Source organism: Pseudomonas parafulva, from assembly GCF_000800255.1.
GTDB lineage: Bacteria > Pseudomonadota > Gammaproteobacteria > Pseudomonadales > Pseudomonadaceae > Aquipseudomonas > Aquipseudomonas boreofloridensis.
In genome coordinates this window covers 1600475-1625579 of the sequence record NZ_CP009747.1, presented here as the reverse complement: position 1 = coordinate 1625579, position 25105 = coordinate 1600475, and the positions used below count along the sequence as shown (strand labels likewise).

The following is a 25105-nucleotide window of genomic DNA, read 5'->3' as shown; positions in this document are numbered from 1 at the left end:
CCCTTGATATTCGCGGCTTGCAACCGTTCATCGGCTAAACGTTTCACCTCTTTTTTCTCGCTTTTCAGTCCAAAGCCGCGTCATACAAGGGGTTAGTGGCAAGTGGCCTTATCGTTAGCGCTTGTAAGTTTGACGAAACATGCCATTGCTTTGACGCATTTCTGTTAGGGTGCGCTATACCGACAACACACTGTTTCACCCCCCTTACTCATTCTCATGAGGAAAGCCGACATGGACGTGAGCGTTTTTGGCACAGGTTACGTAGGCCTGGTACAAGCGGCGGCACTGGCCGACGTGGGTCACCGGGTCCTGTGCGTGGACGTCGATGCCCACAAGATCAACCAACTACGCCAAGGCGTCCCGCCGATCAGCGAGCCGGGCCTGTCCTCGCTGCTGGAAGACAACATCCGCGAAGGCCGCCTGCTGTTCAGCACCCAGGCCAGCGACGCGGTCAGCCACGCCGAGCTGATCTTCATCGCCGTCGGCACCCCGCCCGACGAGGACGGCTCGGCCGATCTGAGCCATGTGCTCGACGTCACCCGGCAGATTGCCGAACTGATGGACGCCGACCGCACCCTGATCGTCAAATCCACCGTGCCGGTGGGCACCGCCGACCAGGTCATGAACCTGGCCCGCGAACGCCTGCACAGCCTGGGCAAGGACCACCTGCACGTGCGGGTGGTGTCCAACCCGGAATTTCTCAAGGAAGGCAGCGCCCTGGCCGACTGCATGCGCCCGGACCGAATCATCGTCGGCACCCGCGACCCGCTGGCCCATGCGCAGCTCGCCGAGCTCTACGCGCCGTTCTGCCGCAACCATGAAAAGCTGATGTTCATGGACAACCGCAGCGCCGAGCTGACCAAGTACGCCGCCAACGCCATGCTCGCCACCCGTATCAGCTTCATGAACGAGCTGGCCAACCTCAGCGAGCACCTGGGCGCCGACATCGAAGCGGTGCGCCGTGGCATCGGTTCCGACCCGCGCATCGGCTACCACTTCATCTACCCCGGCTGCGGCTTCGGCGGCTCGTGCTTCCCCAAGGACATCAAGGCCCTGCTGCACACCGCCGAGCACAGCGGCATGCCACTGCGCCTGCTGCAAAGCGTCAACGACATCAACGATCACCAGCGGCGCATCCTGTTCGCCAAGCTCAAGCAGCGCCTGGGCGGCCTGGCCGGCAAGTCCATCGCCCTGTGGGGGCTGGCCTTCAAGCCCAACACCGACGACATGCGCGAAGCGCCCAGCCGCTACCTGATGGAAGCGCTGTGGGCCGAAGGCGCCACGGTGCGCGCCTACGACCCTGAAGCGATGGACGAATGCCGGCGCCTGTACGGCTACCGGGACGACCTGCAACTGTGCGCCACCCGCGACGACACCCTGCAGGACGCCGATGCCCTGGTGATCTGCACCGAATGGAAGAATTTTCGTGTGGTCGACTTCGCGCTGCTGGCCAACAAGCTGCGCAGCCGCGTGATCATCGACGGCCGCAACCTCTACAACCCCGACCAGGTCGCCGCCCACGGCCTGCATTACAGCGGCATCGGCCTGCGCCAGGTCGCGCCGGAGCAGGCCGACTGGCAGGTTGGCGCACCATGAAAGTGCTGGTCACCGGCGCTGCCGGCTTCATCGGTGCGCACACCTGCCTGCGGCTGCTGCGCGATGGCCACCAGGTACTGGGGCTGGACAACTTCAACGACTACTACGATCCGGCGCTCAAGCAGGCCCGCGTGCAGTGGGTGCAGCAGCAGGCGGGCGACTTCCCGCTGCACCGCCTGGACCTGGCCGACCGCGATGCCGTGGCGCGGCTATTCGCCGAGCAGCGCCCGGACGTGGTGATCCACCTGGCCGCCCAGGCCGGCGTGCGCTACTCGCTGAAAAACCCCCAGGCCTACCTGGACAGCAACCTGGCCGGCTTTCTCAACATCCTCGAAGGCTGCCGGCGCAATCCGGTGCAGCACTTGCTGTACGCCTCGTCCAGCTCGGTCTACGGCGCCAACCAGCGCACCCCGTATCGGGTCGAGGACGGCGTCGATCACCCGCTGTCGCTGTACGCCGCAACCAAGAAGGCCAACGAGGCCATGGCGCACAGCTACAGCCACCTGTTCGGCATTCCCAGCAGCGGCCTGCGTTTCTTCACCGTGTACGGCCCCTGGGGCCGCCCGGACATGTCGCCGATGCAGTTCGCCCGGGCGATCAGCGAAGGGCGACCGATCCAGTTGTTCAACCATGGCCGCCATCAGCGCGACTTCACCTACATCGACGACATCGTCGAAAGCCTGGTGCGGCTGATGCCCCATCCGCCCCACGCCGACCCGCAGTGGGACGCCTTCGCCCCGGATGCAGCCAGCAGTCAGGCGCCTTGGCGGCTGTTCAACATCGGCGGCCAACGCCCGGTGGAACTGCTCGACTACCTGGCCCTGCTGGAGCAGCACCTGCAGCGCAGCGCGGTGATCGAGCTGCTGCCGCTGCAGCCGGGCGATGTCCTGGCCACCTGCGCCGATGCCAGCGCCCTGGCCCGGGTTACCGGTTTTACCCCCCAGGTCAGCCTCGACGAAGGCCTGGGGCGCTTCGTCGCCTGGTTCCAGGCCTACTACTCGAACGCCGCGGCAGACGGCGAACCTGCTGATGAGCTGTCGCAACAACGGAGGGTGATATGACAGGACAACCCAAGAGCGCCCCGCTACAGGCGCTGTACCAGGACAAACGCATGGATCCGGCGCACCGCCAGCGCATCGATGCGGCCATCCACATGCAAGGTCGAGGCTGGATCACCGGCCGCATCGGCGGGCGCCCGTGGACCTTGTCGCGCACCAACCGCGTGTTGTCGTGCGTGGCCGCGCTGCTGCTGCTGGTGGTCTTGTCGCCCCTGTTGCTGGTGCTGGCGCTGCTGGTCAAACGCTCCAGCCCAGGCCCGGTGTTCTTCGTGCAGCAACGCACCGGCTACCGCGGTCGCCTGTTCGGCATGTTCAAGTTCCGCACCATGGTCGCCAACGCCGAGGCCTTGAAAGACTCGGTGCGCCACCTGAACAAGCACGGCGCCGACGCCATCGACTTCAAGATCGACAAAGACCCGCGCATCACCCCCGTGGGCAGTTGGCTGCGCCGCAGCAGCCTGGACGAGCTGCCCAACCTGATCAACGTGGTCACCGGCGACATGCGCCTGGTCGGCCCACGCCCCACCTCGTTCAACACCTACCGCTACAAGGACAACCACCTGGCGCGGCTGGCGATCTACCCCGGCATGACCGGGCTCTGGCAGATCTCCGGGCGCAGCGACATCGATTTCGACCAGCGCGTCGAGCTGGACCTGAACTACATCAACGAACAGAGCCTGATGCTGGACCTGAAGATCCTGCTCAAGACCCCGTTCAAGGTATTCACTGGCCATGGAGCAAGTTGAGATGGACGGTTCCACTTCTAGAAGCCTGCGTATCGCCAACCCGAGCGAGACCAACCTCACCGCCACCGTCCTGGACCTCGACCAGCGCACCCTGCTGCTGACCGCCGCCAACACCGGTACCGGCACCAGCACCAGCGCCCTGGCCTTCGCCAGCCAACTGGCGCAGATGAGCGCCGGTGCCGTGCTGCTGGTCGACGCCAGCGCCAGCAACGCCAGCCTCAGCCAGCAACTGGGGCTGGGCAAACTGCGCGGCTACAGCGACCTGCAATTCGACCTGGACACCCCGCCGCTGGCCCAGGACTGCGTGGTGCACCTGGCCGATCAGCCGTTCGATGTGCTGCCGGCAGGCACCTTCAAGCGCGGCCGCCAACGCCTGGACCCGGAGCGAGTGCGCGTGCTGCTGCGCCAGTTCGCCGCCCAGTACCGCTTCGTGGTGATCGACGGCAAGGCGATCTACGCCAGCGCCGACAGCCTGACCCTCGGTCCGCTGGTGGACGGCGTGATCCTGGTGGTGCGCGCCGAGGACACCCGCTTCGAAGTGGCCCAGGCCGCCGCCCAGCGCCTGGGCCAGGCCGGCGCGCGGCTGATCGGCAGCGTGTTCAACCAACGCAAGTACTACATGCCCAAGTGGCTGTACGACCACCTCTGAGAGGACGCACACGATGATCGCCCTGAGATACCCCACGATTGCCCTGTGCGTGCTGGCCCTGGCCGCTTGCAGCAGCCCGCAGGGCCGGCAGATGCCGGTGCAGATCCTCACCGCCCCGCCGACCGAGAACCAGGCCACCGAGGTGGCCCGGCGCGAACAGGTGCTGCGCCCGCAGGACGTGCTGGAAGTGATCTTCCATGTCAGCAACCGCACCGCCGGGGTCTACCGCATCCAGTCCGGTGACACCCTGGACCTGAGTTTCATGGCCGCCAGCAGCCTCAACGGCCAGCAACTGGTGCAGCCCGACGGCAGCATCACCCTGCCCTCGACCAACGCCTCGGTGCGCGTCGAAGGCCTGACCCCGAGCGACGCCGAGAACGCCATTCGCCAGGCCTACAACGACAAGCGCGTGTTCAAGCCCAACCGCGACCAGGTGACGGTACGGGTGCTCAGCCCCATGACCGACGAGATCAACCTGAAGAACGCCCTCACCCATCCGGGCACCGGCATGAGCCGCGACATCACCGTGGGCAACGACGGCCGCGCGACCTTCCCGGAAATCGGCTCGGTGCCGCTGCAAGGCATGACCGTCAACCAGTTGCGCGACTACCTCAACGAGCGCTACGCGCAGTTGCCGGGACGCATGAGCGTGGATGTGCTGCTCAAGTCCACGGCCGCCAACGAAATCTACGTGCTCGGCGAAGTCGGCCAGCCTGGGGCGTTCGAGATCCGCCGTCCGGTGTCAGTGCTCGAAGCGCTGACCCTGGCCCGCGGCCCGACGATCAAGGCCAAGCTCGGCTCGGTGATGATCATGCGCCGCACCGGCAACACCGTGCAGGCTTACCAGTACGACGTCGACCAGGCCCTGTCGGGCAAGAGCCAGAGCATCGCCTACCTGCAGCCCGAAGACATGCTCTACGTGCCCAAGACCGCCCTGGCCAGCGCCGGCGAGCTGTCGCGCCAACTGGCTGACGTGATCCTGTTCCAGGGTATCGGCGTGAGCTTCGGCTACCGACTGGACAACAAGGACAACAACGACCGCCGCAGTTCAACCGCCAATGGCGCGGCATCAGGCCAATGACCGGGGACGGAGCCACCATGACCACGCAACCGAAAGAGAACTACGTGCACGAGTTCTTCCGCATCTTCTTCGCCAACCGCCAGTTGGTGAAACGGGTGTTCCTGATCTTCGCGGTGATCGCGCTGATCCTGCCGCTGGTGCTCAAGCAGAGCTTCGACATCACCGCCGAGGTCATCGTCCAGTCCAAGAAGCTGTCGCAGAGCGACACCAGCTCGTCCCTGGCGCAGCAGGCGGACCAGTTCATCCCGCCGTCGCTGGCCGACATGGAGACCGAAAGCAACATCCTGCGCTCGCCCACGCTGATCCGCCAGACCATCGGCCAGTTGCGCCAGGAAGGCCAGTATCCGGTGGAGCCGGGCCTGCTGCGCCGGACCCTGATCGACCCGCTGCGCCATGCTGTGATCGAGCCGTTGCAACGGGCGCTGGGCAAGAACGTGGCCGACGAGCGCGACACCCAGCTCGACGACCTCACCGACCAGGCGGTCAAGGACCTGAAGGTGGAAACCCTGCCCGGCTCCAACGTCATCTCCATCACCTACAGCGCCGACGACGCCCATGTCGGCACCCTGTTCGTCGCACGTCTGCTGGACAACTTTCTGAAGAACCGCCAGGACCTGCAGTCCAACGAACTGCCCGAGACCTTCTACGAGCAGAAGAAACTGCACTACCAGGCGCGTCTGGACGACCTCGAAGGCCAGCGCCTGGGCCTGCTGACGGCCGTGGCCTCGTCCGATCCCAAAGAGGAAATCACCTTCCGCCTCAACGCGATCAACACCGAGGAACAGGCGCTCAACCTGCAACGTGATCGCCAGTTGGAAAACCAGCAGTGGCTGGACTACCTGCAAACGGCGCTGGCCTCGGCGAGCAAGGCGAAGATGGCCGATTACGCCTTCCCCTACACCTTCACCACCACGGTCGACAACATCGCCTTCGAAGACCGTGAGATCAAGCAACTGGGCGAGCAACTGACCACCCAACTGGCCCGCTACAACGGCGACGCTACGGTGTTCCAGCCCGGCGCCGAGCAAATGGTCATCGCCCGCCAGCAGATCGCCCAACTGCGCGCGCAATTTCTGAAGATCGTCGAGAACCGCATCCGCGAACGCCAGCAGGACCTGGCCGTGACCCAGCAGGTGATCGACCAGAAGACCCAGCGCATCGCCGACTACAAGCAGCGCATCACCGAACTGCGTGAAACCCAGAGCAAGACCCGCCAGCTCGACACCGAGATCGACGCCCTGCACAAGGCCTTTTCCACCTATGCCCAGCGCTACGAGGAAAGCCGTGGCCAGGGCCTGCTCGACGGCAGCCAGTCCAATGCGCGGATTCTCAGCGCGCCCTACGAGCCGGCCAATGCCTCGTTCCCGAAACCGGGCCTGATCATTCCGTTCGGTCTGGTCACCGGGCTGTTGCTGGCCATTGCCCTGGTCTACGTCAAAGAGTTCTTCGACCACCGCTTCAAGCACCCGGCGCAGATCGGCCAGGCGCTGAACCTGCCGGTGCTGCTGGTGATCAACGACCAGAACCCGGCGCAGCCCAATCCGCATAAAGGCTGGTCGTTGCCGCGCCTGCTGCATTGGGTGCGGCATTGAACGCCGCTCTAACTGCCGCTGGCCGGCCGATCCTGCACCTGCTCGGCAGCGGCGGGTTCTACGGCGCCGAGCGCATGCTCCTGGACCACTGCCTGGCCACCCCTGGCAGGCACCAGGTGCTGTTCCTCGGCGCGCCGGACGCCTTGCTGGCGCGCTTTCGCCAGGCCGGTGTCCAGTGCCAGGTGTGCAACGGCCTGGGCGAGGTGCTCAGGGTGGTGTCGGCGCAGCGCGGCGCCCGGCCGTTGCTCAATAGCCACAACTTCAAGGGGCTGCTGTTCGGCTGGCTGGCGGCCACAGTTTGGCGCTTGCCCTTGGTGACCACCCAGCACGGCTTCACCCCGCGCAGCCGCAAGCAGCGCTTCTACACCTGGCTGAGTCTGCAACTGTGCCGCACCCCGACGGTCACCACCGTGGTGTGCGTGGCCCAGAGCATCGCCCGCATTCACCGCCAGGCCGGGGTGGCCGCCAGCAAGATTCAAGTGATCCCCAACGGCCTGCCGGAGCCCGTCAGCGCGGGCGCGCCCCAGGAGCGCGTCCAAGCGCATGGACACAGCGCACGCACGGATCACTGGCTGGCTGGCTACGTCGGCCGGCTGTCCAGCGAGAAAGGCCCGGACCTGTTCCTCGACGCGCTGATCCCGCTGTGCCAACGCCAGCCGCACGTGCACGCGGTGATGCTCGGCGAAGGCCCGGAGCGCACCGTTTTGCAGGCACGCATCGACGCAGCCGGGCTCGGCGAACGCATCACCCTGCCCGGTTTCCAGCACGACATGCAGGCCTGGATGCAGCGCCTGGATGCCCTGGTGATCAGCTCGCGCACCGAAGGCACGCCGATGATCCTGCTCGAAGCCATGCAGGACGGCGTACCGGTGGTGGCGTTCGGCGTCGGTGGCATCCCAGACGTGATCGAGCACGGGCGCAGCGGCCTGCTCGCCGCGCCGCTCGCGGTCGAGGAACTGGGCGCTCACCTGCACGCCCTGCTGGACGACCCGCAGCAGGCCGAGGAACTGGTCGCCCGCGCCCGCCAGACCCAACGCGAGCGCCATCACCTGCCCACCCTGGCCCAGCACTGGGCCTTGGTGTACCGGGGCGCCACCCAGGAGGTCGTCGCATGATCGTGCCACTGTCACTGGTGGGCCTGGCGGCCCTGCTGTCGCTCGGCTTGCTGGCCAGCCCCTACCCCTTCCTCGCCCCGGGCGCCGTGGTCGGCCTGGCCGGTGCGCTGGTGCTGTACCGCAAGCCCGCCTGGGGTCTGCTGGCCATCGCGGCGCTGGTACCGCTGGAAGGTTTGCTCAAGGACAGCCTGGTCTCCGGGGCCAAGCTGATCGGCCTGGGCCTGGTGCTGATCCTCACCCTGCAACTGGCGGTGCGCCAATTGCCGGGCGAGCGCCTGCGCAGCAATCAATGGCGCCTGCTGCTGCCGTTCATGGCCCTGTACCTGCTGAGCCTGTGGACCAGCGACAGCCTGGCCCTGTCGCTGGTCCACCTGCGCGAACTACTGGTGGGGCTGATCGTGTTCGTCATCACCTTGCTGGTGGGCCGTGACCTCAACCTGCCGATGCTGGCCAGGCTGATCACCGTCAGCGTCTGCGTCACCTGCCTGTTCGCCATCTTCTCCACCAAATACCAGGAGCAAGGCCGCGCCTCGGCCATGCTCGATCCCAACGCCTTCGCCCTGCTGATCACCATCGCCATGCCGCTGGGGCTGTGGCTGACGATCAAGACCCGGCACATCCTGCTCAAGCTGTTCTGGGCTGGCTGCTGCGTGCTGCTGCTGGTGGGCATGACCAAGACCGAGTCGCGCTCGGGACTGGTGGTACTGCTGATCAGCCTGGGCATCGTGCTCTACAACTACCGCGAACAGCTCACCCGCATCCGCCCCCGACACCTGGGCTTCGCCCTGCTCGGTATCGCCGTGGTGCTGCCGCTGGGCGCAGCGCTGATGCCGGCGGGCTACGCCGAGCGCATCGAGTCGCTGATGCTGCTCAAGTCCGGGGTCAACGCGCACCAGGACGAGTCCCTGGGGCGGCGTTCCTCTTACCTGGTGGTCGGCCAGCGCATGATCAGCCACAGCCCATTGCTCGGCACCGGCCCCGGCACCTTCCCGCTGCACTACGCCGACACCGGCTTCTCCAAGGCCTTCGCCCCGGAGAACAGCAAGACCACCGACCTCTACCGCCGCGCCCACAACACCTATCTGGAGCTGTTCAGCGAAACCGGCGTACCGGCCGGGCTGGCCTTCGTCGGCATGATCGCCCTGGCCCTGCGCAATTTCTGGCAGGCCCGCGCGGCCTGGCGCGCGACGGGCGATGTGGCGCGCGCCGACCTGATGACCCACCTGACCATGTGCATGCTGGCCATCGGGCTGTTCCTGATGTTCCTCAGCGCGCCCAGCCACAAGTACCTGTGGATGATGCTGGCGCTGTCCAGCGTGCTGCTGCGCCAGGCCCGTGAGCCCCAGCTGGCGGAGGCCAAGGCATGAGTGTGGTCAGCATCGTCATCCCCATGTTCGACGAAGCCCGGCACATTGGCCGGACCTTGGATGCCGCGCGCCAGGCCGCGCGTTTCGCGGGGCTGGAGTGCGAGCTGATCGTGGTCGACAACGGTTCGCGCGACAACGGACCGGCCATCGCCCGCCGCCATGGCGCGCAGGTGCTGAGCCTGCCGGGCGTGTCCATCGGCGCACTGCGCAACCGCGGCGCCGAGGTCAGTCGCGGCGAGTGGCTGGCGTTCGTCGACGCCGACATCGAGGTGCCCGCCAACTGGCTGGCCTTGCTGATGGACCTGCAACAGCAGGAGCGCGGCGACGTCTTCGCCCTCGACTGCGACACCCCAGGCCAGGCGCCGTGGTTCGCCCACGCCTGGCAACGCCGTACCCTGCGCGGCGGCCAGCCGGTGCAGTCGCGCACCTGGCTGCCGACGCCGAATCTGCTCATGCGCCGCACCTGGTTCGTCCAGGTGGGCGGCTTCGACGAGGCCCTGCGCACCGGTGAGGACAAGGACTTCACCCTGCGTCTGCACGAGGCCGGGGCGCGGCTGCGCCTGGTGTGCCAACCGGCGGTGCTGCATTGGGGCTTCGAGGGCAGTTGGGGCGAATGGCTGGGCAAGGAGCTGTGGCGCCAGGGCAGTCACCTGCAACTGTTGCGCAGCCACGGCGCCAGCTTACGGTTGCTGCGCTTTCCGCTGCTGTCGCTGGGCGTGTGGTTGATCGACGCGCTCGCGCTCTCGGCGCTGCTGTGCGGGTTCGCCGGCCTGGCCCTGGGGTTGCTGCTTGGCGGCGCCCTACCCGCCGTGGCCCTGGCGGTGCGCCAGAGCCTGCGCCAGCGCGATGCGCTGTTCACCCTGCAACTCTTTATTCTGCACTGGCTGCGCCTGCACATCGCCGGTGCGGCCTTCGTGCTCAGTCTGCTCAACCGCAGCGCAAGGAGGCCCGCCCGTGGCTGAGTTCATCTTTTGGCTGTGCCTGTCGCTGCTCCTGTACGCCTGGGTCGGCTATCCGCTGCTGCTGTCGCTGGCCGCGCCGTTGTTCCCCAGGCGCAGGCGCGCAGCGCTGCCCGCGCAACGGGTCAGCGTGGTGATCGCCGCACACAACGAGCAGCGCCATATCCAGGCCAAGCTCAACAGCGTGCTGAACCAGGATTACCAGGCCGCCGAGTTGCAGGTGCTGGTGGCCAGCGACGGTTCCAGCGACCAGACCGTGGCGCTGGCGCGGGCCTTGAACGACCCCCGGGTGCAGGTGCTCGACCTGCCGCGCCTGGGCAAACCCGGCGCGCTGAACACGGCGGTGGCGCACTGTCGGGGCGACATCCTGGTCTTCACCGATGCCGACAATCAATGGGCCGGCAACACCCTGGGCCTGCTGCTGGCGCCCTTCGCCGATGCCGACGTAGGTGCCAGCGCCGGGCACATGATCATCCCCGACCCCGGCAAAGGCCTGAGCCTGGGCGACAGCCTTTACCGCCACTACGAGGCGTGGGTGCGTAAGGTGGAAAACCGCACCGGCTGCATGGTTTCGGCCGACGGCGCACTGCTGGCCCTGCGTCGCGCGCTGTTCCAACCGATCCCGCCGCAGGTCAACGACGACTTCCACATCAGCACCTGTGCGCCGGTGGCGGGCAAACGCATCGTCTACGTGGCGCAGGCGATCGTCCTCGACCAGGGCGTCGACGAGGCCGACAAACAGTTCCGCCGTCGCCAGCGGGTCACCGTCGGCGGTCTGCAGAGCCTGGCTGCGCGCCGCGAACTGCTCAATCCCCTGCGCCACGGCCTGTACGCCATCGCCCTGATCAGCCACAAGCTGATCCGCCGCCTGGCGCCGGTGTTGCTGCTGCCGCTGCTGCTGGCCAACCTGTGCCTGATCGGCCAATCGCCCTTCTACCAACTGACCCTCGCGCTGCAGGTGCTGGGCTACGGCGCGGCGCTGGCGGGCCTGCTGTACCCCGCGGCGCGCCCGCCCAAAGTGCTGCGCCTGGCGGCGTTCGTGCTGGTGACCCTGGCCGGCATGTGCGTGGGCCTGTGGCAATTCCTGCGCGGGCACCGCTACACGCAGTGGAACCCCGACCAGAATCGATGAGCGATGGACATGCCGATCAAGACCCGGATCAAACAGGCCAGTGGCTGGCTCTACCTCAGATCGCCCCAAGGGCGCGCCGAATTGCGCGGCGCCGGGGTGATCCTGATGCTGCACCGGGTGCTGGCCGATGACGCCAGTGCGGCGCTGCCTCACCGCAACGAGCTGTGCGTCGGTCCGCGCGCCTTCGAGCGCCTGCTGCGCTGGCTGCCACGGCACTTCGACTGCGTCGGGCTCATGGACCTGCTGCAGTGCCAAGGCCGCCCACGTGGCGACCAACGCCCGAAACTCGCCCTGACCTTCGATGACGGTTGGCGCGACAACGCCAGCCACGCCTTCGCCTTGCTGCACCAGTACCAGACCCCGGCGAGCATCTTCCTGTCCACCGACTACATCGGCAGCCGCCAGCGCTTCTGGTGGGAGAGCGTCGGCGAAACCCTGTGGGGCAGCCATGGCGAACCCGCCCGACGCGCCCTCATCGACGCTTTGCACGATCTCGGCCGCCCGCTGCCGCCCGCTGCGGCGCTGGCCGAGCAGACGCCCGCGCGCAGCCTGGCCCTGGCGCACTACCTGCAAAGCCTCAAGACCCTCGATTCAGCGACCCTGCTGCAGTTGACCGACGCCTGCCCCGCAGACGCCCTGCCCCAGGCCATGGACTGGCATCAAGTACGCCAACTGGAAGCGTCCGGCCTGGTGCGCTTCGGCCCCCACGGAGCCAGCCATGCGCTGCTGCCGGGCCTGGACGACAACGGCCTGGACGCGGAGATCCAGCGCAGCCACCACGCCTTGCAGCAAGGCTGTCGCCAGCCGCTGCCGGTGTACTGCTACCCCAATGGCGACCATGACCCACGCGTACGCGCGCGCATCGCCGCCCACCACTACCCCTTTGCCCTGAGCACCCGCCCCGGCATCTGCCAGGGCCGGGACGATGCCCTGGCGCTGCCACGCATCGGCGTCAGTCAGCGCAGCGCCAGCCACCCTTCGCTGCTGGGCTGGCGTATCGCCCGGGGCAGCCGCCCATGAGCCGCAACCACTACCTGCGCCACCTGGCGCTGAGCATGGGCACCAAGCTGGCGATGATCGCCCTGCGCCTGCTGCGCAATGTGTTGCTGGCGCGGATCCTCGGCCCCAGCGAGCGCGGCCTGTTCGCCCTGCTCAGCACCCTGCCCGACCTGATCAGCGCCGCCACCAGCGGCGGCTTGAACAGTGCCCTGGGTTACCAGGCGGCCAAGCAGCGCGACATGGGCCTGCTGCTGGCCCAGGTGCTGATCTACGGCTGCCTGCTGGCCGGCCTGCTGACCTTGGCCTGCGTGGCGCTGGTGCGCACCTTCGGCGGCGAGCTGGACATCACCCTGCAACTGGGCCTGCTGGCCTGGCTGTTGCTGCTGGCGGTGCCGATGACGGTGCTCAAGAGCGGGCTGCTGACCCTGCACAACGCCAGCGGCGACGTCGGCGCCTTCAACCTGCTACGCCTGAGCGAATCGCTGGCGCCGCTGCTGCTGTTTCTCGGGCTGTTCTGGATGTGGCGCGAACAGGCGCTCGAGGCGGCGCTGATCAGCTGGCTGGCCGGCATCGCGCTGGTGCTGGTGCTCGGCCTGTGGTGGCTGCGCCGCCAGCACCCCCTGCGCCTGCGCTGGGACCGCAGCGGCCAGCGCGAACTGCTCGCCTACAGCGCCAAGAGCCACCCGGACCTGCTCTGTCAGCAACTGATCCTGCGCGCCGACTACCTGTTCATCGGCGCCCTGCTCGGCAGCACCGCACTGGGCCATTACGCCATGGCCAGCGCCGCTGCCGAACTGCTGTTGATCGTGCCCGAGGCGGTCACCACGCCGCTGATGAAACGCCTGCTGCAACAGGACGCCGGCATGGAAAAGCTGACGCCGCTGGCCCTGCGCCTGACCGCCACGGTGATGCTCGGTGCCTGCCTGGGCATGGCGCTGATCGGCGACTGGCTGATCGTCACCTTGTTCGGCATCGCCTACCAGCCGGCTTATCCCGCACTGCTGGCCTTGCTGCCAGGCCTGCTGGGGCTGTGCTACGCGAGCATCCTGCGCCTGGACCTGCTGGGCAAGAACCGCCCTGGCGCGGTGTCGCTGATGATGGCGGCCGGCGCTGCGCTCAACCTGCTGCTCAACCTGCTGCTGATTCCGCACTGGGGTATCGTCGGCGCGGCCGCGGCGTCCTCCATCGCCTACCTGGCGGTGACCCTGGCCATGCTGGTGCTGTACTGCCGGCTCAGCGGCGTGCCGCTGTGGCACACGCTGATCATGCTGCCCAGCGACTGCATCCCATTGCGCCAGTTGCTGCAACGGAGGCCGGCATGAAGCGCTGGCTGCTGCTGATGGTCCTGGGTGCGCCATGGCTGCAGGCCGCCGAGCTGCAATGGGGCGACATCCGCGACGGCAGCCTGTACCTGCAACCGAGCGCCGAAGACACCCTGCTGGTGCGCTGGCGCCCAGCCTGGCAGGCCGATGCCAACAGCGAGCACCTGTACCTGCTCGACGGCCACGGGCAACTGTGCGGCGAGCGCCGCATAGACGCCGCCGAGGTGCGTGGCGAGCAGCGCTGGCCGCTGACGCCCGGCGCCGGACCGTACCGTCTGGAAGTGCCGGGCTACAGTTTTCGCGATTACCAGGCCGAGCACGCGGACAGCACCGGCGCGCAGTTCGCCCCGGCCAAGGTGCACTTCAGCGCCGAGGTCGGGCCAGACGTGACCCTGTACTTCCGGGTCAAGGCGGGCGAACAGGCCATCCTGGCCGGCAAGTACCACGGCGGCGTGCGCGGCCTCTGGGCCCAGCGCCTGGGCGATGGCCAGCAGGTGAACCTGACGCTCAAGCCTTACCCGGCCTACTGGCAGTTCGACCAGCAAGCGCTGCCGACCAGTCGCCGCGACGAAACCTGGCGCTTGCGCCTGCAAGGGCGCGGTAAGGCGGCGTTCTGGCTCGACGGCAGCGCCAACCTGTTCGCCCAGCGCGCCGAGGACCTGAGCGACCTGCCCGACCTGCCCGGTCAAGTACACCTGCGCCTACAGGCCAAGGTGATCGGACGCACGCCGCTGCTGGGGCTGAACCTGCCCTATGTCCTGCCACCGCCGTCCAGTTTCGCCGTGCTCGATGCGCTGCGCCCGCAGGCGGCCGGCTACTACAGTTTCATGGACGTACTGGCGCGTCAGCCTGATTACGAGGACGCCTGGCGGCGCCTGTATCAAGAGCGTTTCGCCATTGGCCAGGACATCACCCTGCTGGCCGGTACCGGCCGGCGCGCCGACCTGGCTGCCGACCGCACCAGCCACGACGGTTTGCAGGCCTGGCTGGTCGCCACCGCGCGGCTGGGCGGCAAGGGCCTGCACTACCTGGCCTTCGCCGACGAGCCCAACCTCAACTATCGCGACTACGCCAGCTACCGCGATTTCTTCAGCGCCATGGCCGCACGCGTGCGCGCCTGGCCTGGCGCTCGCGAAGCGGGCGTGCGCATCGCCATGCCCGCCTCCTCGCGCCTGATCGGCGGGCCGTTCACCCGCGCCAGTCAGCAGCGCCGCGGCCTGGACTGGGCGCGCCGCCTGCTGGAGGAACAGGGCGCGCAGATCGACGCCCTGGCCTGGCATGAGTGGATGGTGCGCGACCTGCTGGCCACCCGCAGCTACCGCGACAGTGTGCGCCAGGCCGCCGACCTGGTCGGCCTCGACGCCCAGGGTCGACCGCGCAAGGCGCTACTGATCGACCAGACCAACCTGTCCAGCGGCTCGACCCTCAGCCCCTACGAGCAGAACACCCACTACGCCGGCCTGTGGTGGGCCTCGGTGGTGATCAACGCCTCGTCCGACGGCCTGCTTGACATGCTCAACTGGTTTCACGTCGCCGACGAGCCGCAGTGGCCCAAGGGCATGGTCCGTGTGCTCGGTGAAACGCGCTTCGAGCTCAAGCCGGTGGGCCTGGCCCAGCAGTTCATCCAGCGCCACTGGCTGACCCAGGTGCTGGCCTTGGACAACGACGCCTTCGAGGTCGACGCCCTGGCCATGGCCGACGGTCGCCAGCGCAGCCTGCTGGGGGTGAACAAGGCCGACCGGCAGCAACAGGTCGAACTGTCCCTGGAGCGCTGCCCCAGCGGGCAGTTGGAGCTGTTCGGCCCCGACAACCGCCCACGCGTCGGCCGTTTCGACTGCCGCCAGGGGCGCCTGAGTTTTCAACTGCCAGGGCAGACGCTGTTCGCCCTGACCTGGAACGCGTCGTAAGACGCTGGACGAGCCGTCACCCACCGGAGGAAGCATGCGTGCACTGAGCAAGATCCGCGAACGCATCCAGCGCAAGGGCCTGCGCAACACCCTGGCCAGCGCCTGGCGGCGCTACGTTTTCTATCATTGGGAACTGTTGTGGATGCAGCGCGACCTGCAGGCTCCCGTGCCGCCGCACCGGCTCAAGCCCTACCCGCCACTGCGCCTGGAAAACATCAGCATGACCAACGTCAGGGCTTTCGCCCGGTATTTCGGCGACCGCGTCGAGACCATGCGCGAACTGGCCGGCGAAGGCCATACCGGGCTGATGTTCCTCGACGACGAAGGCGATGCGGTCGCCTTCATCTGGGGCAGCGCCCGGCATTACCACGACCGCCATTACTACGGCTGCTGGTTCCCGGTAGGCCCGGGCGAGTTCTTCGAGTTCGGCGGCGAACTGATCCGTCGTTACTGGGGCACGCGACTGTCGGTGGACCTGCAGGTGGCGCTGTGGCAAGCCATGGCCGCGCAGGGCTGCACGACCGTGGTGGACGTCTGCGAACAACACAACATCCCGGCGCTCAAGCTGCACCTGCGCATGGGCTATCAGGAGCAAGGTCGCATCATGCATGTCTACTGCCTGTTCGGGCGCTGGAAGTTCTTCCGCGAAAGCCGCTATCGCGACTCGCGCCTGGCGCCGCTGCGCAAGCACGCCGCGCACCACACCACGGCCACGGCGTCCTGAGCGGTGGCCCTGCAATTGAGTTGGTGCGCCTCGCTGTGCACCCCGAGTTTTCCGGCGGCCGGCTACGAAGCGCTGCGTCAGCGCGTGGCCGCCAGCACGCCCTTCAATCACCTGGGCTGGCTGCGCGCCGCCGAAGCGGCGTTGCAGCCGGGTCAGCAGTTGCAGGTGTTGCTTGGCCACTTGGACGGACGCCTGTGCCTGTGCCTGCCCCTGGTACGCGAACGCCAGCCGCTGGGGCCGTTGAACGTGCCGGTGGTGCGCCACCTGGGCCATCCGCTGAGCGACCGGATCGCCCTGCTGCTGGACCTGCCGGTCAGCCACGCCGGTGCGGTACTCAAGGCCATCCGTGGCAGGCTGCCGCACGCCCTGCTGCAACTGAGCGAAGTGCCAGACGGCGACAGCGACTGGCTGCAACAGTGGGCCGCCGCCAGCTCGACCTTCGAGCGCCGCCTGACCTGCCGCGTGCCGGTGCACCGTATCAGCCAGGCCGACCGCCAGGAGATCAGCGGCGACCCGCGTTACAAGCTGCGCCGTGCGCGCAAGCGCATCGCCGCCTGCGGCGCACAGGTACGCCGGATCATGCCGACGCGCGCTGACATCGAGCACTGGCTCGATGCGGTGAGCGCCGTCGAGGCGGCCAGTTGGAAAGGCGATGACGAGGTGGGCATCTTCAGTGGCCCCCTGCGCCGCCAATGGATGTACCAGGCCTTCACGGCGCTGGCCGCCGAGGGCCTGGTGTGCCTGGTGCTGCTGGAACTGGACGGGCGCTGCATCAGCTATCGCCTGGGCCTGCTCGAACGGGGCCGGGTGTATGACTACAACCTGGCCTTCGTCCCCGAACAGCGCGACCTGGGCAGCGGCCGGGTGCTGCTCGAAGAGTGGATCCACTGGGGCCTGGACGACGGCTGGAGCTGGGTCGACGCGTCGCGGGTGAGCCTGGAGAACTCCAGCCATCAACTGCACGAACGCCAGACCGGACAACTCGAGCAATGGCGCCTGAGCTGCTACAGCTGGCGCCTCGACGGCATCGCCCTGGGCCTGGCCCTGCGCGCCTGGCGCTGGCTCAAGCGCCGGCGTAAACCCGACACCCCTTCCCCCCCAGCACAGGAGCGCGCCGATGCCATTGCGGGTCATAGTCAACGCTGACGATTTCGGCCTGGACGACGAAGTCAACGCCGTCATCGTCCGGGCCTTCCAGACCGGGCTGATCAGTTCGGCGACGCTGATGGCCAACATGCCGGCCTTCGAGGCGGCGTGCGAACTGGCGCAACAACCGACGCTCGCCGGGCGCATCGGCCTGCACGTCAACCTCACCTATGGCTCGCCGTTGAGCCGGGCGATTCGCGCCGAACGGCGGCTGTGCGATGCCCAGGGCGGCTTCGACCTGCAACTGCGCCAGCGCACCCTGCGCCTGTCACCGAGTGAGCGCGAGGCCGTGCGCCAGGAGCTCGATGCCCAGTGGCAACGCTGCCTGGCCCATGGCGTCAGGCCCAGCCACCTGGATTCGCACCAGCACGTGCACAATATCTGGCCGGTCGGCGACGTAGTGGCGCGCTTCGCCCGCGAGCAGGGCGTGCCAGTGCGCCTGGCGCGCAACATCGGCGCCAACATCGGCCCGCTCAAGCGGGTGTTCAAGACCCTGCTCAACCGCCGCCTGAAACAGCTGTGCGCGGTGACCGCCGACCATGTCTGCACGCCACTGGACCTCAAGCACGGTCTGGCGCCGAGCCACGGCGTGCTGGAGGTGGTGGCGCATCCCAGTGCGCTGGACAGGCATGACTTCGGCGACGCCTATCTGCCACCGGGCGAATCGCTGGTGCAACTGCTGGACCAGCACCTGTCAGGCGTCGAGCGAGTGGGCTACGCCGGGCTAGGGGATCGCTGAGGCGGGTGCCCTCTATCTACCACCGCGCGTCGCTGGGCGTGGCGTCTCCTGTGGCCTTCCCGAACAGGAGACCGGCCCATGCCTCCGAGCGCTACCCATCCCCACCAGCACTTCCTTGCCGCCCGGCTGCCCGCCTGGGCCAAGACGCTGCACGCGGCCCACTGGCAGGCCTTGAGCGCACGCCTCACACCGCCCCAGGGCGAACCTGGCGCAGAGGCCGACTGGTTCGCCAACGCAGCGCCTGCTTTGCGCGAAGCGCTGCTGTCAAGCCAGTCGCGCCTGGACGCTGCGCGCCATCGACTGGCCGAAGCCTTGACCGGCCTGGAGCAGATCAGCGCCTTCGCCGAACCTCGACTCGGCGAGCGTCTGCGCGAGGAACACCAGTTCGCGGCCCCTTTGCGCAGCACGGAACTGATCTGGCTGCATCATCTGTTCACCCACGACGTCTACGTCACCACCCACGAGCGCCGTTCGCTGCTGGAAGCGGCGCTGCATAATTTCGCCGCCGACGTCAGCTTCAGCGCCGACAGCGCCCTGGCGCTCGAAGGCCATGCCACACGGCGGGCCGTCACGGTCATCGGTAAAACCACCCTGGGCGACAGTGAAACCCTGGTGGACATCCCGTTGCACTCCGAGCAGTTCGAGATCACGGCACTGCCCTTGTCCCCCGCCGATTTCGCCGACACGTGCCGACGCCTCGACCTGGGCGGCCAGTATCAGGCGCACTTGGACAGCCACTTCGCTGCACCCGCGGTTCGCCCCGCCGCCATCGCCCTGTACCAGCACAGCCTGCGCGCCAGCGCCGACCTGGCTCATGTGCGGCACCAGATCAGCGGCGCTGCACTGGACGCCGTGCAGCGACTGATCGACGGACAGCCCGGGATCACCTGCCAGCAACTGGAGCTGTTCGGTGTGAGGCTGCACGAGGCATTGCTGATCGATGCCGGCGCTGCCGGACTGCTGCTCTACCTGCCCAGTCACGAAACGATGCTGCGTCAGTTCGATAGCCTCGAGGCGGTGCGCACGCACCTGCAACAGGCCTTGCTGGCACCGGCCTCACGCCAGGCGTTCAGCGCCTACGTCGACAAAGCCCAATGGGGCGCTTTGCTCGACCGCGCACAGCAGAACCTCGACAGTGGGCACAGTGGCATGGACCAGGCCTGGAGCCTGGCCGCCGACGCCGATCTGCACCTGCGTGTGCTGGGCATCGGCACATCGCTGTTCGACTTCCTCTTCGACGACCATGTGGCGCGGCTCAAAGCCGAAGCGCGCCTGCTCGCCGTGCCCACCGCCGAAGCCGACGAGCAGGCGCGTAAACGTCGCCTGGCGCTGTGGCAGAGCCTGGGCCTCAACGCGCTGATGGCCGCTGGATTCTTCGTCCCGGCGGTGGGGGGCCTGATGCTGCTGGTGACCGCGTATCAGTTGCTCGACGAGGTGTACGCCGGTTACCAGGCCTGGAGCGTGGGCGATCGCCGAGAAGCCTTGCAGCACCTGGAAACCACTGGCCTGAACCTGGCGCTGATCGCCGGACTCGGCGCTGCAGGTGCCGTGGCCGGCAAGCTCGCCAGCACACCGCTGATGGAGCGCTTGATGCCCGTCGAGCTGGCCGATGGCACGCAGCGCCTGTGGTTGCCCGACCTGACGGGCTACCGCAGTCAGGTCGAACTGCCGCAAGCGCTGACCGCCAATGCCCGAGGTCAGTTCGTCGACCAGGGACGCCACTTCATCCGCCTCGATGGCCAGTTGTACGAGCAGCGCCTGGACCCGGTCCTGCAACGTTGGCGCCTGGTCCACCCAGACGACGCGCACGCCTACGCCCCCTTGTTGGAGCACAACGGCGACGGCGCCTGGCGCGTCGAGCACGAACAGCCGCAGGCGTGGGATGTACACAAGCTGGTACAGCGGCTGGGTCCAACCTTGGCCGATGTCAGCGAAGCCGAGGCGCTCATGGCCTTGGACATTACCGGGCTGAACAGCACTGCGTTGCGTGAGATCCACCTCAACAACCTGCCAACACCGCCGTTGCTGGCCGACACCCTGGAGCGCCTGAAGATCGCGCGAGACGTGGCAGCCGATCTGCCCGGCCAGACGGCACAGGCCTGGATAGACGCCATCGCCGAGCGCTATGGCGCTGTGACCATCGATACCGATACCGCGCGTCTGCTGGACCGCTATTCCGACGTGCCAGCCCCGCTGGCGCGGCGGTTGGTGAACGCCCTACCGGACGAAGAACGTGCCCTGTGGCGCAGCACCGATACCCTGCCCCCGTCGCTACGACAAACACTCGACCGGCTGCGCTGCGAGCTGCCGCTGGCGCGTGGCCTGGAAGGTTTACACCTGCCCATCCTGGCGGGGGAATCCAGCGAGCGCCTGCTGTTCGCCAGCCTGACCCGCCTGCCGGACTGGCCGCAGGACCTGCACCTGGCGCTGCGCGCTGCCAGCCCGGACGGCGCACTGCTACGCGAGTGCGGCGTGCCTTTGGCACCGCGCCGGCTGCGCCTGATCAAGTCGGCGGCGGGCTACGAGGCCGACCTGGGCGAACGCCCAGCACCGGGCAGGGTCAGCCACGACCTGCTCGAAGCGTTGCTGTGGACCCTGCCGCAGGAGTTGGGCACGACGCTCGCCCAAGGCGGTGCAGATGCGCTACGTGTACGCTTGCGCACACTGATCGGCGCTGCCCGAGGTACCTTCAGGCAGCGTCTGCTCGCCCCCGAGCACCCAGGTTGGCGCAGCCGACTACGCCTGCTGGGCGGCCTGGACCCGACGCCGCAGCGACCTGACGATTTCTCCCACCATTCGCTGGCCTCACGCTTGCGGCGGCTGTACCCGTTGGCCAGCCTGGAAGACGCCCAACGGACCCTGCGCGACTGGCAGGCCGCGCTGCGTGTGCCTGAAATCGAAGTGGCGCGCCTGGAGGCCCGACTGCGTGACCTGCAGGCGCAACTGACCCGTTGGGCTGGCACCTCGGCCCGGCGCCAGCGAGCCATGCAGCGCATCGTCGACGCCCAGCGCGGCAGCTCGATCGTCAGGTTGATGGACGGTACTGCCCAGCACGTGATGGACCTTTCCGGCATCGGCCTGGACAACGCGAGCCTGGAAAGCCTGGTCCTGCCGGACGATTTTCGCCACATCACCGAGCTGGACCTGACCCACAGCGCCGCCCTCAGCCGCCTGCCCGAGCACTGGCTGCAACGCTTTCCGGCGCTGGAACGCCTGAAGCTACGGGGTTGCGGCTTCACTCGTTTGCCACGGTTGACCCGGCCAGAGGCGCTGGTCTGGCTGGAAATGGACCGCAATCCGATCACCTGGGACCCCGCTCAGCAAGCAGACTTCGACCGCTACCTCAACCTGCGCGTGGTGGACTTCTCCGACTGCCCGCTGACCCGCGCCCCCGACCTGTCCCGCCACGTACAGATCCGCACGCTGTACATGGACAACTGCCTGCTGTCGACGCTGCCTACGGGCTTGCAGCATCTGCTCGATCCGCTGCTGCTGGACTTTTCCCGCAATCCGCTGCAAACGCTACCGCCGGCCTTCGCCCTGCCCGACCGGATCGCGCGCACCCTGCGCCTGGAAAGCGAAACCCTCAGCGCGGTCGCTGCCGAACAGATCGACGCCTTCTACAGCGCCACAGGCATCGACCTGCTGGTGCCGGACAGCGACTACGAGGAATTGCTGGCCGAAGCGAACGACGCCCAGCTGGGCATTTGGTCGCGGCTGCCACTGGCCTGGCGCCGCGATCTGCGCGAACTGCTCGAAAGCGACCGTTACCTGGACGGCCTGCCCCACACCCGCACCGAGACCTGGCGGCGTCTGGAACGGCAGGACCAGGACCGGTACTACCGACGGCGGGTCCTGGCCCAACCGGCGATCAATCTGCTGGACCGCCCGATCGAGCAAAGCTGATCGCAGGCGCCGACCTGCTGCCGTGCTGGGCAGCAGGTCGGCGCCGCGAACACCCGCGCGTGATCACCCGCAGCGCGCCTTCACCGATGTTGGGCCACACTGGAAACTTTGTGGCAGCCGGTGCATGCTCGGCTGAAACGTTTCATTCGCTCAGCTACGTGAGGCGCAGTAACCATGGACCGTCTGCTCGATGCACTTTTCCCCGCCCCTGAAGACATTCCCGACACCTGGCGTCTGGGCGAGCCGCTGGAACAACGCGACTACCTCGTAGGCGGCGAACTCAGGCAGTGGCAAGGGCCACTGGCCACCGTCCGCAGTCCAGTCTGGCTCAAGCACAGCGACGGCGAACGCCAGGTGGTGCTCGGCAGCGCCCCCTTGCTTGACGCCGACACTGCGCTCACCGCGCTCGATGCCGCCGTTCAGGCCTACGACAAAGGCCGCGGCGCCTGGCCGAACATGCGCGTGGCCGAGCGCATCCAGCATGTCGAGGGCTTCCTGGCGCGCATGCGCGAGCAGCGCGGCGCGGTGGTCAAGCTGCTGATGTGGGAGATCGGCAAGAACCTCAAGGACTCGGAAAAAGAGTTCGACCGCACCTGCGACTACATCGTCGACACCATCAACGCCTTGAAGGATCTGGACCGTCGCTCCAGCCGCTTCGAGCTCGAACAGGGCACCCTCGGCCAGATCCGCCGCGCGCCACTGGGCGTGGCGCTGTGCATGGGGCCTTACAACTACCCGCTGAACGAAACCTTCACCACCCTGATTCCGGCGCTGATCATGGGCAACACGGTGGTGTTCAAGCCCGCCAAGTTCGGCGTGCTGCTGATCCGCCCCCTGCTCGAAGCCTTCCGCGACAGCTTCCCGCCGGGGGTGATCAACGTCATCTACGGTCGCGGCCGCGAGACGGTCAGCGCGCTGATGGCCAGCGGCAAGGTCGATGTCTTCGCCTTCATCGGCACCCACAAGGCCGCCAGCGACCTGAAGAAACTGCACCCACGACCGCACCGCCTGCGTGCGGCCTTGGGCCTCGATGCGAAGAATCCCGGCATCGTCCTGCCGCAGGTGGACCTGGACAACGCCGTGGACGAGGCCGTGACTGGTGCGCTGTCGTTCAACGGCCAGCGCTGCACGGCGCTGAAGATCCTGTTCGTCCACGAGGATGTGGTCGAGCCCTTCCTGGAAAAATTCCAGCACAAGCTGGCCGCCCTCAAGCCCGGCATGCCCTGGGCGCCTGGCGTGGCCCTGACGCCGCTGCCTGAACCTGGCAAGGTCGACTACCTCAATGGCCTGGTGAGCGATGCCAAGGCCCACGGCGCGCAGGTGATCAACCCCGGCGGCGGCCAAAGCCGGGGCTCGTTCTTCTATCCCGCCCTGCTCTATCCCGTGACCGCCGCCATGCGTGTCTACCATGAAGAACAGTTCGGTCCGGTCGTGCCCGTGGTGCCGTACCGCGACCTGCACACCGTGATCGACTACGTGCTGGATTCCGACTACGGCCAGCAGTTGAGCCTGTTCGGCAACGACCCGCAGACCATCGGCGAGCTGGTCGACACCTTCGCCAACCAGGTCGGGCGCATCAACCTCAACGCCCAGTGCCAACGCGGCCCGGACACCTACCCGTTCAACGGACGCAAGAACAGCGCCGAAGGCACTCTGTCGGTGCACGATGCGCTGCGGGTGTTCTCGATCCGCACCTTGGTCGCCACCAAGTTCCAGGACGCCAACAAGACCTTGATCAGCGAGATCATCCGCAACCGCCAGTCCAGCTTCCTCACCACCGACTACATCTTTTAGCGGTGAGCTGTCGGCGGCAAGCTGCTAGAGTCGCGGCTTGGCTCGGCGCTTGCCGCTTACAGCTTGGAGCTGCTTCATGCGAATCATCGAGAAGAACGGGGCGTCGGTGCGCAGTCTCACTGCGGCTGAAGAAGAACTGCTGGTGGGGTTCGTGACGGGGAACCTGGTTGGGCCGCGGCTGCTGCAAGCCAACCAGTGGCTGATGAAGGTGCGCAGCGCCAACCAGTGGTTGGGGTGCGACTGTCGGCGCGACGCGCTGCCGGTGCTCAATGTCAGCCTCAATGGCAATAGCGGGACGCTGTTTCTGCGTAACAACCCCGAGACGCCCGAGCATGCGCCAGGCTGCCCATTCAGCAAGGAGGCCCGTGAATCGGGCGGCCACGCCGAGCCTCAGGTAGCGCCGGCGGCCTGGCTGGCGCCGGATACGCCGCTGCGACTGCTGGGCGATTTTCGTCAGGACAGCGCTGCCAGTGGCACTGCGCTGGGCGATGGCACGCCGCGGCGCGAACAGCAGCGCCTGCTGTCGTTGCTGCTGAGCTGGATCGAGGCCAGCGGGCTGAATGTCTACGCCACCCACCTGAAAAAGGACCTGACCGCGCAGTTCGCTGAACTGCGCGGCGTGGCTGCGCGCTATCCGCTGCTGGCGCGCGTGCCAGCCAGCAACTACCTGGAAACGCGGCTGGACATGAAGTCGATGATGCGGCTCAAGGCGCGTCTGCGCGATTCCAGCCTGTTCGGCGAGCATCGCCGCCATGGCTTGCTGCTCGACTGCGTGGAGCGCATCGCCGGACGCAAGGTGTTCACCGCCGCCAGCGAGGACGGTTTCGATTTCCAAGGCCATCACCTGCTCTGGGGTGGCAGTAAAACCGGCGGCCCGCTGCTGGCCCTGGCGCTCTACTCACCGGCGACCGCCGGCAGCCAGTTCTATGAACTGATCCACATCGCCAGTGTGCCGGTGCTGTCGCGTGGGCAGCTGTTTCCGGTGTATCGGGATGAAGAGCGCGAGCCGTTGAAGGCGCTGGTGTCGCTGATCGACTGGATGGCGGGTAAAGGTGTGAAGGTGCTGATGCGCCGTCCGGTGATCGGCGGCGAGGTGATGGACGAGCTGGTGCTCACGTCCGACCAGGACCGGGTGCTGTCGGTGTCGTTGCTGCAAGAGCCAGTGGGGCCTGAGCCTGAGATGGAGCATTTCAAGCGCTACGCCGACTTCAAGAGCGCGGAGACGTTTCGCAAGTACGTGGCAGGGTTCTTCATGCGCGAGCGGTGATCCGGC

The 25105-nt window shown here is 67.3% G+C and carries 19 protein-coding genes; all 19 read left to right on the top strand.

What is annotated here, in order from left to right:
* Nucleotides 1-231: 231 nt before the first annotated feature.
* The 19 genes from NJ69_RS07175 (at nt 232) to NJ69_RS07085 (ending at nt 25099) form a co-directional block, all read left to right on the top strand.
* The gene (locus NJ69_RS07175) at nt 232-1596 is read left to right on the top strand and encodes a UDP-glucose dehydrogenase family protein (RefSeq protein ID WP_039577554.1); all 1365 of its coding nucleotides are present in this window, start codon (nt 232-234) and stop codon (nt 1594-1596) included.
* Complete coding sequence (locus NJ69_RS07170) at nt 1593-2657, top strand: NAD-dependent epimerase (RefSeq protein ID WP_039577553.1); 1065 nt, start codon at nt 1593-1595, stop codon at nt 2655-2657. Before NJ69_RS07175 ends, NJ69_RS07170 begins: the two co-directional genes overlap by 4 nt.
* Nucleotides 2654-3400, top strand: a complete 747-nt coding sequence (locus tag NJ69_RS07165) for a sugar transferase (RefSeq protein ID WP_039577551.1) — start codon at nt 2654-2656, stop codon at nt 3398-3400. The genes NJ69_RS07170 and NJ69_RS07165 overlap by 4 nt, the downstream gene beginning before the upstream one ends.
* Nucleotide 3401: 1 nt before the next feature.
* Nucleotides 3402-4049: a CpsD/CapB family tyrosine-protein kinase gene (locus tag NJ69_RS07160; protein WP_039577549.1), complete on the top strand. Its 648-nt coding sequence runs from the start codon at nt 3402-3404 to the stop codon at nt 4047-4049.
* 13 nt (nt 4050-4062) lie between these two features.
* Nucleotides 4063-5130, top strand: a complete 1068-nt coding sequence (locus NJ69_RS07155; protein WP_052192030.1) for a polysaccharide biosynthesis/export family protein — start codon at nt 4063-4065, stop codon at nt 5128-5130.
* A gap of 17 nt (nt 5131-5147) precedes the next feature.
* On the top strand, nt 5148-6722 hold the full coding sequence (locus tag NJ69_RS07150; protein WP_039577546.1) for a GumC family protein: 1575 nt from the start codon (nt 5148-5150) through the stop codon (nt 6720-6722).
* Entirely contained in the window at nt 6719-7837 is a 1119-nt protein-coding gene (locus tag NJ69_RS07145) for a glycosyltransferase (protein ID WP_039577544.1), read from the top strand. The genes NJ69_RS07150 and NJ69_RS07145 overlap by 4 nt, the downstream gene beginning before the upstream one ends.
* The gene (locus NJ69_RS07140) at nt 7834-9204 is read left to right on the top strand and encodes an O-antigen ligase family protein (RefSeq protein WP_039577541.1); all 1371 of its coding nucleotides are present in this window, start codon (nt 7834-7836) and stop codon (nt 9202-9204) included. Before NJ69_RS07145 ends, NJ69_RS07140 begins: the two co-directional genes overlap by 4 nt.
* Nucleotides 9201-10166, top strand: a complete 966-nt coding sequence (locus tag NJ69_RS07135) for a glycosyltransferase (RefSeq protein ID WP_039577538.1) — start codon at nt 9201-9203, stop codon at nt 10164-10166. The genes NJ69_RS07140 and NJ69_RS07135 overlap by 4 nt, the downstream gene beginning before the upstream one ends.
* Entirely contained in the window at nt 10159-11295 is a 1137-nt protein-coding gene (locus NJ69_RS07130) for a glycosyltransferase (RefSeq protein ID WP_039577536.1), read from the top strand. Before NJ69_RS07135 ends, NJ69_RS07130 begins: the two co-directional genes overlap by 8 nt.
* A gap of 9 nt (nt 11296-11304) precedes the next feature.
* On the top strand, nt 11305-12315 hold the full coding sequence (locus tag NJ69_RS07125; RefSeq protein WP_039583154.1) for a polysaccharide deacetylase family protein: 1011 nt from the start codon (nt 11305-11307) through the stop codon (nt 12313-12315).
* Complete coding sequence (locus NJ69_RS07120; protein ID WP_039577534.1) at nt 12312-13616, top strand: lipopolysaccharide biosynthesis protein; 1305 nt, start codon at nt 12312-12314, stop codon at nt 13614-13616. The genes NJ69_RS07125 and NJ69_RS07120 overlap by 4 nt, the downstream gene beginning before the upstream one ends.
* Complete coding sequence (locus tag NJ69_RS07115) at nt 13613-15523, top strand: hypothetical protein (protein WP_039577532.1); 1911 nt, start codon at nt 13613-13615, stop codon at nt 15521-15523. Before NJ69_RS07120 ends, NJ69_RS07115 begins: the two co-directional genes overlap by 4 nt.
* A 34-nt stretch (nt 15524-15557) precedes the next feature.
* A complete protein-coding gene (locus tag NJ69_RS07110) occupies nt 15558-16247 on the top strand; it encodes a GNAT family N-acetyltransferase (protein WP_039577529.1) in 690 nt (229 codons plus the stop codon).
* 3 nt (nt 16248-16250) lie between these two features.
* Nucleotides 16251-17393, top strand: a complete 1143-nt coding sequence (locus NJ69_RS07105) for a GNAT family N-acetyltransferase (RefSeq protein ID WP_039577526.1) — start codon at nt 16251-16253, stop codon at nt 17391-17393.
* Nucleotides 17365-18132 carry a carbohydrate deacetylase gene (locus tag NJ69_RS07100; protein ID WP_039577524.1) on the top strand — a complete coding sequence of 256 codons (768 nt, stop codon included), beginning with the start codon at nt 17365-17367 and terminating at the stop codon, nt 18130-18132. Before NJ69_RS07105 ends, NJ69_RS07100 begins: the two co-directional genes overlap by 29 nt.
* Nucleotides 18133-18210: 78 nt before the next feature.
* Nucleotides 18211-22038 carry a dermonecrotic toxin domain-containing protein gene (locus NJ69_RS07095; RefSeq protein ID WP_039577522.1) on the top strand — a complete coding sequence of 1276 codons (3828 nt, stop codon included), beginning with the start codon at nt 18211-18213 and terminating at the stop codon, nt 22036-22038.
* A gap of 174 nt (nt 22039-22212) precedes the next feature.
* Nucleotides 22213-23832: an NADP-dependent glyceraldehyde-3-phosphate dehydrogenase gene (locus NJ69_RS07090; protein ID WP_039577519.1), complete on the top strand. Its 1620-nt coding sequence runs from the start codon at nt 22213-22215 to the stop codon at nt 23830-23832.
* 76 nt (nt 23833-23908) lie between these two features.
* A complete protein-coding gene (locus NJ69_RS07085) occupies nt 23909-25099 on the top strand; it encodes a hypothetical protein (protein WP_039577516.1) in 1191 nt (396 codons plus the stop codon).
* The last annotated feature ends 6 nt before the right edge of the window (nt 25100-25105 follow it).